The organism is Flavobacterium gawalongense (assembly GCF_007097265.1).
Lineage (GTDB): Bacteria > Bacteroidota > Bacteroidia > Flavobacteriales > Flavobacteriaceae > Flavobacterium > Flavobacterium gawalongense.
In genome coordinates, this window is sequence record NZ_VJZP01000002.1 from 26,101 (window position 1) to 40,721 (window position 14,621).

12 protein-coding genes are annotated in these 14,621 nt (G+C 34.9%); 1 reads left to right on the forward strand and 11 read right to left on the reverse strand.

From position 1 onward, the window contains the following. The 9 genes from FNW38_RS01800 to FNW38_RS01840 form a co-directional block, all read right to left on the reverse strand. Complete coding sequence (locus FNW38_RS01800; protein WP_144064588.1) at positions 1-417, reverse strand: DUF7793 family protein; 417 nt, start codon at positions 415-417, stop codon at positions 1-3. 4 nt (positions 418-421) lie between these two features. Next, a complete protein-coding gene (locus FNW38_RS01805; protein ID WP_144064587.1) occupies positions 422-2,827 on the reverse strand; it encodes an aminotransferase class I/II-fold pyridoxal phosphate-dependent enzyme in 2,406 nt (801 codons plus the stop codon). A 185-nt stretch (positions 2,828-3,012) separates the two neighbouring features. After that, a complete protein-coding gene (gene dtd / locus FNW38_RS01810; protein WP_144064586.1) occupies positions 3,013-3,465 on the reverse strand; it encodes a D-aminoacyl-tRNA deacylase in 453 nt (150 codons plus the stop codon). A 75-nt stretch (positions 3,466-3,540) separates the two neighbouring features. After that, complete coding sequence (rsgA, locus tag FNW38_RS01815; protein ID WP_144064585.1) at positions 3,541-4,518, reverse strand: ribosome small subunit-dependent GTPase A; 978 nt, start codon at positions 4,516-4,518, stop codon at positions 3,541-3,543. A 208-nt stretch (positions 4,519-4,726) separates the two neighbouring features. Beyond that, positions 4,727-5,809, reverse strand: a complete 1,083-nt coding sequence (locus tag FNW38_RS01820) for a bifunctional 3-deoxy-7-phosphoheptulonate synthase/chorismate mutase type II (protein WP_144064584.1) — start codon at positions 5,807-5,809, stop codon at positions 4,727-4,729. 143 nt (positions 5,810-5,952) lie between these two features. Next, a complete protein-coding gene (locus FNW38_RS01825) occupies positions 5,953-6,867 on the reverse strand; it encodes a prephenate dehydrogenase (protein ID WP_144064583.1) in 915 nt (304 codons plus the stop codon). Positions 6,868-6,877: 10 nt separating this feature from the next. Beyond that, entirely contained in the window at positions 6,878-8,059 is a 1,182-nt protein-coding gene (locus tag FNW38_RS01830; protein WP_143386813.1) for an aminotransferase class I/II-fold pyridoxal phosphate-dependent enzyme, read from the reverse strand. A 120-nt stretch (positions 8,060-8,179) separates the two neighbouring features. Continuing rightward, a complete protein-coding gene (locus FNW38_RS01835; RefSeq protein ID WP_144064582.1) occupies positions 8,180-9,007 on the reverse strand; it encodes a prephenate dehydratase in 828 nt (275 codons plus the stop codon). Between the two features lie 343 nt (positions 9,008-9,350). Further along, entirely contained in the window at positions 9,351-10,604 is a 1,254-nt protein-coding gene (locus tag FNW38_RS01840) for a dicarboxylate/amino acid:cation symporter (protein WP_144064581.1), read from the reverse strand. A gap of 148 nt (positions 10,605-10,752) precedes the next feature. On the opposite strand from FNW38_RS01840, the gene gldA reads away from it, so the two are divergent. Continuing rightward, positions 10,753-11,649 (forward strand): gliding motility-associated ABC transporter ATP-binding subunit GldA, encoded by an 897-nt coding sequence (gldA, locus tag FNW38_RS01845; protein WP_144064580.1) that lies wholly within the window; start codon positions 10,753-10,755, stop codon positions 11,647-11,649. A gap of 193 nt (positions 11,650-11,842) precedes the next feature. Here gldA and FNW38_RS01850 read toward each other — a convergent pair whose 3' ends face one another. Continuing rightward, complete coding sequence (locus tag FNW38_RS01850; protein WP_144064579.1) at positions 11,843-13,255, reverse strand: pyridoxal phosphate-dependent decarboxylase family protein; 1,413 nt, start codon at positions 13,253-13,255, stop codon at positions 11,843-11,845. A 307-nt stretch (positions 13,256-13,562) separates the two neighbouring features. Continuing rightward, positions 13,563-14,519: a methylenetetrahydrofolate reductase [NAD(P)H] gene (gene metF / locus FNW38_RS01855; protein ID WP_143386818.1), complete on the reverse strand. Its 957-nt coding sequence runs from the start codon at positions 14,517-14,519 to the stop codon at positions 13,563-13,565. Positions 14,520-14,621 lie beyond the last annotated feature (102 nt).

The following is a 14,621-nucleotide window of genomic DNA, read 5'->3' on the forward strand; positions in this document are numbered from 1 at the left end:
TCAAAAAGAAACATTTTTTAAAACGATTAATCTTGCCTCTTTTTTTGCTTTTATTTCCAGTAGCCATTCAATAGCTTTTTCTTTTTTTGTAAAAAACAAAAAAGGAATTTCTGGTTTTTTTAATATCATAAACGCATTAAAAATAGCCTTGGTAAGATGAGAATTGATTATGGCCGCATTAGCGTAAATAAAATCTTGGCCATATTTAGCCGCATAATCTCTAGCTTCTTTATTGACAGACAAAACTTTTGTACCATCCATACACCAATATTGATGTTTATTATTTGAAATTTGATGTCTTAATTCAATTAACTCAACCATAACTTCCAAGGTAATATGAACAGGTTTTTTAAGTTCATTTATTAACACTCCATTTTCAAACCAATATTTTACATATTCATTTTCAATCTCTTCCATTTTTTTACATGTTTGAATAAGCATTAATTATCTCAGAATTAAATGTATCTTGAATTTTTAAATACGAAAATGTAGGAATGGCAACCGCTCCATATTTTTGTTTCTCAAAATCAGCAGAAAAGCCGCAGAAAATAGTTTCTTTATCTAATTGCCTTGCCCTTTTATTAATTTGATATACAATTTGCTGGTAAATTCTATGTGTTTTTATGTAATTATCATCTAGTCCTACAATCATAGGCGAGGAATGTGAAGAACCATTATAAATCCATGCCGAAGCAATTATTTTCTCGTGGTTTTTTAACCGAATAAGTATAAATTCATACCCTTCGAATCGAGATAAAACGGTAGTAATTTTTGAAGGATAATTAAAAAAGTTAAGTCCAAAATTTCTAGATTTCACATTTGAAAACAACTCATAGCATCTTTTAGATTCATCATCCGTCAATGTTGATTTAATAGTAATATCAAATAACGACTCATTTCGTAAGGCATAGTATCTAATTCCTTCTCTTTTTTTACTTGATGGAATCGAAGCCAACATTTCTTCCTGAGTTTTCCAAGTCACATTTTTCAATTGTAAAGAATTAGGCATACTCACTTTTACATAGCCTTCTTCCTCAAAACATTCATGATATTGAAAATCTGATTGAAAATCTCTCAGAATAACGACTGTTGAATCAGTGACTTTTTTAAATTTTTCTACCTCAATAAAAAACTGATTAAAGGCTTGATTCACTAAGGAATGGTTTCCTTTAACATACAAATGTTCGCCTTCTGTGAACAATGAACCCATTGCCAAAGTTTTTGAACATAAATAATAGGGTTCTTCTTCCCTTTGCTTTTCAATTTTTCGAGAAATATTTTCTAAGGCTAACATATCATCTTTATAAAGCGCACTCGTAAAAAATGTAGCTAATATTATTTCATTATTTTCATCTTTAATGATTAAATAATGAAATCCCCAATTTTCTTCTACTCTTTCATTATTTGAAAAAATTTCTTCAATACATCGCAAACCGTTATGCGAATAGTTCCCATTATCCTTAAAAAGACCATCCCATAATTGGGAATCTATTTCATTGATACTGTTATAGGTTTCTACAAAAACATTTCCTGAATCAACTGGTTTTATAGTGTTTTTCCCTTTAAAAGGAATATTAAATGTCTTATAGATTTTCTCTAAATCTTCATTTTCTTCATCTACTGCTAAATGAAAATTTTTACCTATTGAATTTACTAATTGATCAATATGCGCTTTTGTATTATGCCTCGTGAGCGTGAATCGCAATCCTGTTTTATCATTTGGAACAACTGGATACGTTGCGGTATTGACATATAGACCATCAGCCAAAACACGCTGAATTAAATTATGCGTTACCTTGACAGATCCCGCACCTATAAAATAAATTGGAGTTTCATTTGAAGAAGTGTTGGTCAAATTAAGTTCATCTAATTTCGTATTCAAATACTCCATCAACTCTTTTAACTCATTTTGATACGCATGAATGGTATCTGAAAGCAAAATCTCTGCAGATCCTATTGCTGCTCCAACATTTGACGGAGATAAAGGATGGGTATAAGAGAGAATCCCTCCATAAATATCAATTTTTCGATGCATTTCTAAGTCATTAAAGATGGCAATTCCTCCAATACTTCCAAAACCTTTAGCCAAAGTACTGATTAAAACTACCTTTTCACTATGCTTAAAATATTCAAACACACTACCACATCCATTTATACCGGTCCATCCCACACCATGAGCATCATCAAAATACAAATGAAATTTCGGATATTTTTCTAATAAATAAAGGAGCTCTTTTTTATGAGGCAAATCACCATACATAGAATAAACTCCGTCAGCCATATACCAAATCTTATCATATTGATTATAGCCTCTTTTAATAAAATCTTCCAACATTTCCATACTATTATGACGTATCATTTTCACCATAGTACCTTGCAATTTTGTAAATTGACAAGGATATTGTACGCTATAATGTACTTGTTGGTCCAGAATAATTAAATCATTAGGTTCTATAATAGTCCCTATCACCGATTGATGGGCAACCGATGTTGAAGTATATACTACTACGGGATGATTATCGAATATTTTACTTATTAGATTTTCTAACTCTTCTAGATAAGGCGCTTTAACAAAAGCTCTTGAAATGGAGAAATGAGAACCATATCTATCTAATAACTCATGGCTTTTGGCTAAAATATCCGGATGCTTTTCTAATCCCAAATAGCCACAAGTACCAAAGTTGATTAATTCTTCATTATTTATTTTTAAAAATTCTCCATTAAATTCTTCTTCCTGAGAAGAGAGATGCATTATTTTCTTTTTTTTCGCTGTCGTTACTACATGATCAACTACATCATAAGCACTAGTGTGTTTTATCTTTGCCAAAATTTGAGGTTATTAAATTAATAGATTGGGGGAATCTTACTTCAATTACTCCAAAAGTAAACAATAAATCACAATTTAAAAAGTTGGCATTCTTTTTAAAAACAAATAAAGTTGAGTGAAAGGTGAATCGACAATACTTTTAAATAGAAAATTCCCTCAGAAATAGTCGTATTAAACTAAAACAATTATTCTCTGTTTTTACTATCAATAATTATCGTTACAGGACCATCATTTAACAAAAGTACCTTCATATCCGCACCAAAAATTCCTGTCTGAACTTTCTTGCCCAACTCTAATTCTAGACGTTTTACAAAATTTGCATATAAAGGAATGGCAACTTCTGGTTTTGAGGCTTTGATATAGGAAGGACGATTCCCTTTTTTGGTTGAAGCATGAAGTGTAAATTGGCTCACAACAATAATATCGCCCTGAATATCTTTAACGGATAAATTCATCACCTCATTTTCATCATCAAAAATACGGAGATTAGCAATTTTACCAACCAGCCAACTACTGTCTTCCTGTGTATCGGCGTCTTCAACACCAACTAAAGCCAATAATCCTTTTTGAATATCGGCTACAATTTTTTCATCAATGGTTACGGAGGCGGAGGAAACTCTTTGAATAACAACTTTCATTATTTAAGTCTTAACGTTTGAAAGTCGAAAATCAAAAGCCTTTTCTCATTTGACTTTATGACTTTAGACATTTGACTACTCCCTCGTTTTATCACTAATTATTCTGTCTTCATTATGAATATCAGTACGATAATGTTCATCGTCACCTTCGAGAATTTTGAGATAACTTCTATAACGGGACCACGCAATTTCATCTCTTTCTAAAGCTGCTTTAATGGCGCAATGCGGTTCCTCTTTGTGCAAACAATTATTGAATTTACACTGGTCTTTTAATTTAAAAAACTCAGGAAAATAACCGCTCACTTCTTCTTTTTCCATATCCACGATTCCAAAACCTTTGATACCGGGTGTATCAATAATTCTGGCATCAAAAGACAAATCATACATTTCAGCAAAAGTCGTCGTATGTTGTCCTTGCTTACTTGCTTCAGAAATCGTCTTTGTTTTTAAATGTAAAGAAGGTTCCATAGCATTCACCAAGGTTGATTTTCCCACACCTGAATGACCTGAAAACATACTTACTTTACCAATCATCATTTCTTTCAACTCCTCGACTCCTTTCATTTCGGTAGAAGAAACGCGCAAACATTTGTATCCAATTTCCTGGTACACATGCTGCATGTACAATTGTTCGTCAAGCGTAGCTTCGTCAAAAGTATCAATTTTATTAAAAACCAATATCGTTTCAATTCCGTAGGCTTCGGCAGTAACCAGAAAACGGTCAATGAAATTAAAGGTAGTTGGCGGATTATTTATGGTAACTAACAAGAAAACTCTATCGATATTTGAAGCAATAATATGCATCTGGTGCGATAAGTTCACTGATTTTCGAACGATATAATTCTTCCTGTCGTGAATTTTATGAATGGTTCCCGTAACGGTGTCCGATGTTTCTTCGAGTTCATAATCCACAACATCGCCTACAGCAATAGGATTGGTACTTTTGATTCCTTTAATTCGGAATTTACCTTTCATACGGCATTCGATAAAATCCCCTTGTTCGGATTTTACAGTGTACCAACTTCCTGTAGATTTGTATACTAGTCCTGTCATTTTTTAATTTACAATTTACGAATTCGGCTTTTTGATTTAAAACCTTAGACTTTGCAAAGGTAATTCTTTGTTTCCCGTTTATCCCGAAGCTTCGGGATAAAGTTTAAAGTTTTTCACTTTGAATAGCATTGCTCCTAATTACAAATAGAAAATCCCCACAACTTTTTGACAAAAGCCGTGGAGATTTATTTTTGAAAAAAAATACTAATTATGCGTTTAATACTTTTTCTTGGTGACCAATACTTTCTTGGTGAATTGCTTTGAACATTTTAAGAACAAACTCTTCAGTCAATCCTTTTTTCTCCCCTTCTAAAATCATTTTCCCTAGAATTTCGTTCCAACGATTGTTTTGCAATACAGCAACGTTAGCGTCTTTTTTCACTTGACCAATTTCGTCAGCTACTTTCATACGTTTCCCTAATAAATCCAACAAACTAGCATCTAGAATATCGATATTCGCTCTTAATTTAGACATTTTTTGAGTAAACTCATCAGAAACATCGTTTTGTTTTCTTACTTTCAAATCAATAAAGATTTGCTTCAAAGCATCTGGAGTAACTTGTTGTGCAGCATCACTCCATGCATTATCTGGATCAAAATGCGTTTCGATGATCATACCATCATAATTCAAGTCCAAAGCTTCTTGAGTCACTTCAAGAATCATGTTACGATCTCCTGTAATATGGGATGGATCGATGATTAAAGGTAAATCAGGGAATTTATTTTGCAAATCGATCGCAATTTGCCATTCTGGAATGTTTCTGTATTTTGTTTTTTCGTAAGTAGAAAAACCTCTGTGAATCACACCTAATTTTTCGATACCAGCCATGTACAAACGCTCAACACCACCTAACCATAAAGACAAATCTGGGTTTACCGGATTTTTTACCAATACGATTTTTTTAGTTCCTGCTAAAGCATCTGCAATTTCTTGCATTGCAAATGGGTTTACGGTAGTTCTCGCACCAATCCACAATACATCGATATCATATTCCAAAGCCAATTTTACGTGAGCAGCATTGGCCACTTCCGTTCCCATTAGCAATCCAGTTTCTTCTTTGGCTTTTTTCAACCATTTCAAACCTATTTCTCCTACTCCTTCAAATCCTCCTGGACGCGTTCTTGGTTTCCAGATTCCTGCTCTAAAAACACTCACATCTGAATCTTTCAATTCATGTGCAATTTTCAATACTTGTTCTTCTGTTTCAGCACTACAAGGCCCTGCGATCACAAATGGATGAGTCAAATTGAATTCATTCAACCAATTTCTCATTTCTTTCTTGTTTTCCATTTTTTCTAATTTTTTCCCCACCCCAGCCCTCCCCGAAGGGGAGGGAGCCGTAAATGGATGATTGTTGTTAATTATTTATTTATTTTTTCTTATTATTATTTTTAACTGCAAACTGCGACTGAACACTAAATACTGACCACTGCTTACTTTTTCATTCCGTTTAATATTTCTTTTATTTTATTCACACTTTGCATTTCATTGTAAATCGCCTCGTAATCTTCATTTTCCAATAATTCCTTAAATTTTGATAAATTAGAAATGTATTCATCCAATGTTTTTACTACCTGTTTTCTATTTTGTTTAAAAATAGGCGTCCACATTGCCGGAGAACTTTTGGCCAATCGAACCGTACTTTCAAAACCAGAACCAGCCATATCAAAAATATCCTGTTCGTCTTTCTCTTTATTGATTACCGTTTTTCCCAACATGAATGCACTTATATGGGACAAATGCGATACATAAGCAATGTGCTTGTCATGCGATTTCGGATCCATATAACGAATTCTCATTCCCATGTCGGTAAAAAGTTGCAATGCTTTTTCCTGTAATTTGAAAGTCGTTTTTTCCACCTCACAAATAATATTCGTCTTTCCTTGAAACAGTCCTTTTATCGCTGCCGAAGGTCCTGAAAACTCCGTTCCTGCAATAGGATGCGTTGCTATAAAATTCCTTCTTTTAGGATGATTGGCAACCGCTTCGCAAATAGGTGTTTTGGTAGAACCCACTTCAAAAACAATCGTATTGTCACCAATAACATCCAATACTTTTGGCAATACAGTCAGCGCTACATCAACAGGAACAGAAACGATTACAAAATCGGCATGTATTAAATCTTCAAAAGTAGCGCCCGCATCAACAACTCCTAAAGCAATTGCTTCCTGCAAATGACTTTCGTTAGTGTCAATTCCATAAATTTTGGCTTCCGGATGCAGTGATTTAATGTCCAATACCATCGAACCGCCTATCAATCCTATTCCTATTACGTAAATCCTCTCCCCAGCCCTCTCCAAAGGAGAGGGAGCCGAAGCTTGAAATGTATCTATATTACTTTTCGTCATAGTTATTCTGTTAGTTGCTCAAAGCCCCTCCTTCGGAGGGGTTGGGGAGGAATCTTTCTATAGCCTCTTGTACTTTTTCTTCTTTTACACAAAGTGCAAACCGTATGTAACCTTCACCATTACTACCAAAAATTGTTCCCGGCGTAATGAAAATAGATTTATCATATAAAATTTCATCAATAAATTTCTCCGCCGATATAATTCCATCAGGCAATTTTGCCCAAACAAATAATCCAACACCTTCCTTATATACTTTACATCCTAATTTCTCAGCCAGTTGTTCAGTAAGAATTCTGCGTTTTCTATAAATCGCATTCATCGATTCAAACCAAGTCTTGTCACTTTTCAAAGCTTCAATTGCTCCTTTTTGAATCCCGTAAAACATACCGCTGTCCATGTTGCTTTTTACTTTTAGTACTGCATCAATACAAGCTGCATTTCCTAAAACCATTCCAACTCTCCAGCCCGCCATGTTAAAAGTCTTGCTCAAAGAATTCAATTCTAAAGCCACGTCTTTTGCGCCTTCTACTTGCAACAAACTCATCGGATTGTCATTCAAAACAAAACTATACGGATTGTCATTGACTAATAATATCTGATGTTTTTTGGCGAAAGCCACCAATTTTTCAAATAACTGCAAACTTCCTCTCGCTCCTGTTGGCATGTGCGGATAACCGATCCACATGATTTTTACTTTCGCTAAATCTAATTTTTCCAAAGCTTCAAAATCCGGCTCCCAATTATTCGCTTCTTTTAAGTCATAATAAACGGGTACAGCCCCTACTAAATTCGTCACCGAAGTATACGTTGGATATCCTGGATTTGGAATCAAAACGTGATCACCTTCATTCAAGAAAGCCAGCGAAATATGCATAATCCCTTCTTTCGAACCCATCAAAGGCAAAATCTCAGTATTTGGATTCAACTCAACATTGAAGTTGTTTTGATAAAAATCGGCCATGCCTTTTCTTAATTCCGGCAACCCTTGGTAACTTTGATACTGGTGTGCATTTTCTTCTTGCATTGCTAGAACTACTGCATCAATCACCGCTTGTGAAGGCTGCAAATCCGGACTTCCAATTCCCATATTGATAATTGGTTTCCCTTCAGAAGCCAGTTGTCTTACTTCTCTCAATTTTGAGGAGAAATAGTATTCTTCAATTATATCCAGACGTTTCGCTGTAGTAATCATAGTTTTGTGTTTTTCCTCCCCCCAGCCCCCTCCGAAGGAGGGGGAGCCGATACCGAACTAGGGGACTTAATATTTTTTCCTTTTTTGGAATTTGAAATTTGTTTTTTCCTTTTTCGGAGCTTACGGTTTTGTATTTTTATATTCGCCTAAAACTTTAAAGTATTCTGCCATAATGGTCAGTAATGCTTTTGCCTTGGCATAATCTTCGTATTTATCGAAAGTAACATCCACAAAAAAAGAATATTTCCAAGGTGTTTCTATTTTTGGCAACGATTGTATTTTGGTTAAATTCAATTTACAATCGCTCATTACATTCAGAACTGCTGCTAAACTTCCGCGTTTGTGATCCAATTCAAATTTGATAGAAGCCCTGTTTATTTCGTTCTCTTCAACAAATGAATTCTCCTTTTTAATAATCACAAAACGAGTCATATTATTATTTATCGTCTGAATTTCCGGAGCTAAAATTTCTAAATCATACATTTCAGAAGCCGTTTTGCTCGCAATCGCCGCAATTCCTTTCAACTGATTTTGATGAATTCTTCTGGCTGTTTCAGCGGTGTCTTTATCTTCAACCAATTTTATGTTTGGATATTTTTTCAAGAACTCCATACATTGCAATAATGCCATTGGATGCGAATGTACTTCTAGAATATCTTCAATTTTTTGACCTCTCAACGCCATTAAATTTTGGTGAATATCCAAATAATGTTCTCCAATGATGTGCAAATTATTTTTGTCAATCAAGGCGTAATTCGGAATAATTGGTCCCGCAATAGAATTTTCTATAGCCATAACCGCTTGGTCTGATTTTCCGGACAGCAAACTATCCACCAATTCTTCAAAAGACAAACACTCATCTACCTCAACATTCTGATAGTAATATTCTTGTGCTACCTGATGATGGAAACAGCCTTTTATACCTTGTATTGCAATTTTTGTTCTCATATACTCAAAAAAAAATCCTGATTTTCATCAGGATTGTATATTAGTTTTATTTGTTTTTGTTTTTTCAAATAACCATAGCACAATCCCTTACTTCCTAAAGAAGAAATAATAAGTGTTGCTAAAGTAAAAACGGTTATTATTAGACATTGTATGCTCTGTTTTTTAATATTTTCTATGCAAATGTATAAATTATTTCAAGTCAACCAAAAAAAATATTTCATTTTATATAACAAAAAAAGAATTCTTTGTTAAAACTACTTTATATTGCAAAATACATAAAAAAACGACTGCTTTTTACCGATTTCAAAATACCTTTTCAATCAATTCCAGTACGAAAAACAATTTAAGCAGCTATTTTCACCGAAAGCCATTTTTTTCCATCCGCAATTCGGGTTACCAGCATCGCCGAAACTAAGTCACCATTGGCATTCAATAAGGTCGCCATTGGATCTACCAGGGTCCCGACAATCATCGCCGCCGGCAAAGCCTGTTCCATTGGAAATCCATAAACGGTTATCGCCAAAATTTCTCCTATATAACCACCATTTGGAATTCCGCCTTCAACTACCGAAACAATTACCGTGATTCCAATAGCCGTAAGCAGTGTATAAGGATCCGTAAAATCTTTGCCAAACATGGCAAAAATAACCGCAATTTTTATAATTGACGACATACTCGAACCATCTTTATGCAAAGGCGCACCCAATGGAATAACTACATTTCTGATATGACTTGGAATATTCATGTGTTCCGCTCCTTCCAGATTGGCAGGAATTGTCGCAATACTGCTGCAGGTTCCCAATGCGGTTAATGATGGAGTGATATTATTTTTCCAAAACACATTCAATCCTTTTCTTCCTCCAGCGATAAAAGCGTACAAACTAAAAAATACGACAAAGTAAAAAGCGCAAACTGCATAATAAAGTCCCAAAGGTTTTGCATAAGCGCCAAATAATTGCGGTCCAAAAATCCCAACCTGATACGCAAAATAAGCCCCCAAACCTATTGGAGCCGTTTTCATAATCATGTGTAGCAATTGCTTCATCACTTCATTTCCAGAATTTAGGAATCGACTGAAATCTTTCCCTTTTTCACCCGAATGCAAGCTGGAAAATCCAATTAAAAAAGAGAATATGATGAGCGCCAACATATTCTTACGAGATAATAATTCGAAAAAATCATTAGCGGTAAGCAATTGTGTAATTTGAGAACCCGCTGAACTTGCCTGAATAGATTCTAAAGGAATTTTTGAAATGATAATGTCTTGCTGAATAGGAAATAACAATACGCCAACAATCATCAAAATAGCCGAAATCAATACGGTACTTAAAAATACACCTATAACAATCCCAAACAATTTTCCGAGTTTCTCTGACTTTTCTAAACTGGCAATTGAGGATGAAATGGTAAAAAATATCAACGGAATAATTGCCGTAAACAATAAATTCAGAAATATATCGCCCAAAGGTTTAATCACTTCTACTCCTTTTCCAAAAACTAAACCCAATATACTTCCTGCCAGAATTCCGCCAAGTAGTAATAAAATACTTTTGTAGTTTTTCAAGAAACTGCCCGATTGTGTATTTTTTAAATTCATATCCATATAGTTTATGGTAAATATATAAATCTAAAAGAGAATATCATCCCGCTTTGTAAAACTTTGACAAAGGTCTTTTTACCTATTGAACTACAAAAAACAATAAATCAATGATTATTCTGTTTACTTTTGCAACAAATAAAACCCCATGTCAATAGAAGTAAATAATATATCCAAAAGTTATGGTGCCCAAAAAGCACTGGATAACATTTCATTTTCTGTAAATAAAGGAGAAATCGTTGGTTTTTTAGGTCCAAATGGTGCCGGAAAATCGACTTTAATGAAGATATTGACAACGTACATCAATGCCGATGAAGGTTCAGCACTGGTAAATGGACACGATGTAAACACCCAACAAAAAGCGGTGCAACTTTCTATTGGCTATTTACCGGAACACAATCCGTTGTATTTGGATTTGTATGTGAGAGAATATTTAGCTTTTAATGCAGATGTCTATAAAGTAGCCAAATCCCGAATCGAAGAAGTAATTCAACTGACTGGTTTAAGCACCGAAAGTCATAAAATAATAGGGCAATTATCCAAAGGATACCGCCAACGTGTAGGATTGGCTAATGCTTTGTTACATAATCCCGATGTTTTGATTCTTGATGAACCAACAACAGGTTTAGACCCGAATCAATTAATCGAAATTCGTAATGTGATTAAAAACGTAGGAAAAGACAAAACTGTTTTCCTTTCTACGCACATTATGCAGGAAGTTGAAGCCATTTGTGACCGCGTCATCATCATCAATAATGGTAAAATCGTTGCCGATAAAAAACTGGACCACTTAATTTCCGAAGATAAGGAACAAGTTATCGAAGTGGAATTTGACTATAAAATAGAAGAACAACTAATTGCCAAAATTGAAAATCTTACTTCTTATAAAAACACCCACGACATGATTTGGGAATTAACCTTTACAACCGATAAAGACATGCGCCCAGCCGTTTTTGATTTTGCGAATGCAAACGGTTTGAAAACCCTTCAACTCAATCAGAAGAATAAAAATTTAGAAACTGTGTTTAGAGAGATTACTAAATAAGTGATCAGTGTTCAGTTCAGTTTTTAGTTTTCAGTGCAGTTTTCAGATAAAAAAGAGAACTCGTTTAAATACAAAACCCTTAACTTTTTCAACGCTCTTTTGTCATTCCGACGAAGGAGGAATCCCACATGCTGAGATTCCTCCTTCGTCGGAATGACAAGTTGGTCGGGAAATTGACACGGACATTTAAAATTTACTCAATTCCCAACTCTAAAACACTCGCTTTCATTTCTTCAATTGCAATGCGAATATCATTTTCATTCGTGCGCCAGTTTACAAACGAAGCCCGAATTCCTTTTCGGTTTTCGTAAACCGTTGGTGTCATAAATACTTTGCCTTTATCGTTGAGATGCGTTAAAAATAAATTTACTTTATCCTGATTGTGGTCTCCCACCAAAGTAAAACAAACATTATTCAAACGAGTTGGAGCCAACAATTCGAAGTCTTCATTTTGAGTAATGAAATCGTCAAATTGCAACGCCATCGCAACACTATTTTCTATAATATCCTGAAAACCTTGTTTGCCATACGCTAATAACGAAAACCAAACCGGTAAAGCCTTTAAACGTCGAGAGTTTTCAGGTAGAAAATTGAGATAACTAAAATTTTCCAATGGATTTCCTAAATACGGCGCATTCGAATTTTGAAAGGTTTCAATTTGCAAGTTTTTATGTTGTTCTTTTACCAAATAAAAAGCGCTTTCATAAGGCACATTTAGCCATTTATGACAATCAATAGTAATGCTGTCGGCGTTTTTCCAACCATCAACTAAATGGTTGTATTTTGGCAAACAAGCGGCAAAGCCACCAAATGCAGCGTCAATATGCCACCAGAAATTATACTTTTCTTTTAGTTTGGTAATTGCATTGAAATCATCAAAATCGGCAGTATTGACTGTTCCTGCGCTGGAAATTAAAATGAATGGCTTTCCGTTTAGGCTTTCAATATTTTTTTCTAAATCTGCAATGTCTATCGCTTCACGGTTTCCTTCGTTAGTTTTTATCTTGATAAAATTCTGGCTTCCAATCCCTAACATCGCCAAACATTTTACCGACGATGAATGTGGCGTAGCGGTTAGAATATGGATTGGTTCTGAAATTCCATTTTTAGCAAAATCTTTTCCCAATTGATTTCCGAACCATTGTCTCGCCACCGCCAAACAGGTAAAATTAGACATCGTAGCTCCAGTCACAAATCCTCCTAAAAATGATTTTGGTAAATCTAACAATTGCAACAACAGATTAATCGTTTCAATTTCTATTAAAGCCGAAACGCCACCTTGTGCTTTTGTGGCTTGTGCATTTGGATCGTAAATGGTAGTCAGCCAATCCCCAACAATCGATGCTGGAGTTGCTCCACCAGTTACAAAGCCCCAATATCTTGGTCCCGCTTGCGAAACCATTAAAGGTGCTAACCGTTTATTGAACTCTTCCAAAGTAGATAATGCTCCCAAACCGGAATCGTTTAGATTTCTATCTGTAGTTATCGAGTTTTTGGTTGAAGTGGGAATAGTATCAATTGAATGTAGAAAATCAATTCCTTGTCGTTTTACTTTTTCAAGGATCTTTTCAATATCGTTTAAGTCTTGTTGGAGGATTGGGTTCATTTTGGTTAGTTATTAAAACGATTAACAATTTTTATCCTTCTTATTGATTCTTGAGTTAGAACATAGCCCTTATATACGACGAAGGAGAAACCTCTATCGTGTTGAGATTCCTCCTTCGTCGGAATTGACAAATTAGTGGTAACTTAAACTATAAATAGTGTAATAACCACTAAATCCCTAGCCCAGATTACTTCACTTTACTTTTATTTTCATTGGAGTTCAGTGAACTTCGTTTGCAGTGAAAATCCTTTTCTTGTATCGTTGTTTGAGACAAGAAAAGATTGTAACGAATAGCTGGAAATAGCTCCTAGAAAACCTTACTCGCTATTTGCCTAATATTTTCTGATTTTCCCATAGAATAATAGTGCAACACAGGAACACCGGCAGCTTTCAATTCTAAAGATTGTTGAATCGCCCATTCGATTCCCACTTGTCTGATGTCAGCATTGTTTTTGCATTGATCAACTGCGTGAATCAAATCTTCAGGCAAATCGATTCTGAAAATTTGTGGTAATACTTGTAAGTGCCTTTGCACTGCAATAGGTTTAATCCCCGGAATAATGGGCACTGTAATTCCCATTTCTCTGGCTTTGGCAACAAACTCGAAATATTTTGCATTATCAAAAAACATTTGGGTAACTACATAATCAGCACCTGCATCTACCTTTTCTTTCAGTCTTTTTAAATCTGAGATTAATGAAGGAGATTCCAAATGTTTTTCCGGATAACCTGCAACTCCAATGCAAAAATTGGCTTTGTTATCAATATCCATCACATCATGCAAGTACTTTCCGCAATTCAATTGGTTAATTTGTTTGACCAAATCAACAGCAAAATCATTCCCTCCTTCTTTCGGCACAAAAGACTGCTCGTGTTTCATCGCATCACCACGCAATGCCATCACATTATCAATTCCTAAATAATGACAATCCACTAACATATACTCGGTTTCTTCCTTGGTAAAACCACCGCAAAGCAAGTGTGGCACGGTGTCAACATTGTATTTATGCTTAATGGAAGCACAAATCCCTAGTGTTCCAGGACGCATTCTGGTTAGTTTTTTGTCTAATAAACCATTGCCTTTATCGATATAAATATACTCCTCGCGAGAAGTGGTTACATCTATAAATGGCGGTTTAAACTCCATCAATGGATCAATATTATCGTATAATTCCTGAATGCTTTTGCCTTTTTGAGGCGGAATAATTTCAAAAGAAAATAATGTTTCTCCTTTTGCGTCTTCTATATGTTGTGTTACTTTCATGATCCTCCCCCGACCCCTCCAAAGGAGGGGAGAACTCGGGTAATTTTAATTGAACAATATTTTTTATACTCTTTTCGGCTCCTCCCCTTCGGGGAGGCTGGG

Coding starts and splice junctions, on each gene's coding strand:
- FNW38_RS01800 (WP_144064588.1), bottom strand. CDS start 417: ATGGAAGAGATTGAAAATGAATATGTAAAATATTGGTTTGAAAATGGA.
- dtd (WP_144064586.1), bottom strand. CDS start 3,465: ATGAAAGTTGTTATTCAAAGAGTTTCCTCCGCCTCCGTAACCATTGAT.
- rsgA (WP_144064585.1), bottom strand. CDS start 4,518: ATGACAGGACTAGTATACAAATCTACAGGAAGTTGGTACACTGTAAAA.
- FNW38_RS01820 (WP_144064584.1), bottom strand. CDS start 5,809: ATGGAAAACAAGAAAGAAATGAGAAATTGGTTGAATGAATTCAATTTG.
- FNW38_RS01825 (WP_144064583.1), bottom strand. CDS start 6,867: ATGACGAAAAGTAATATAGATACATTTCAAGCTTCGGCTCCCTCTCCT.
- FNW38_RS01830 (WP_143386813.1), bottom strand. CDS start 8,059: ATGATTACTACAGCGAAACGTCTGGATATAATTGAAGAATACTATTTC.
- FNW38_RS01835 (WP_144064582.1), bottom strand. CDS start 9,007: ATGAGAACAAAAATTGCAATACAAGGTATAAAAGGCTGTTTCCATCAT.
- FNW38_RS01840 (WP_144064581.1), bottom strand. CDS start 10,604: ATGAATTTAAAAAATACACAATCGGGCAGTTTCTTGAAAAACTACAAA.
- gldA (WP_144064580.1), top strand. CDS start 10,753: ATGTCAATAGAAGTAAATAATATATCCAAAAGTTATGGTGCCCAAAAA.
- FNW38_RS01850 (WP_144064579.1), bottom strand. CDS start 13,255: ATGAACCCAATCCTCCAACAAGACTTAAACGATATTGAAAAGATCCTT.
- metF (WP_143386818.1), bottom strand. CDS start 14,519: ATGAAAGTAACACAACATATAGAAGACGCAAAAGGAGAAACATTATTT.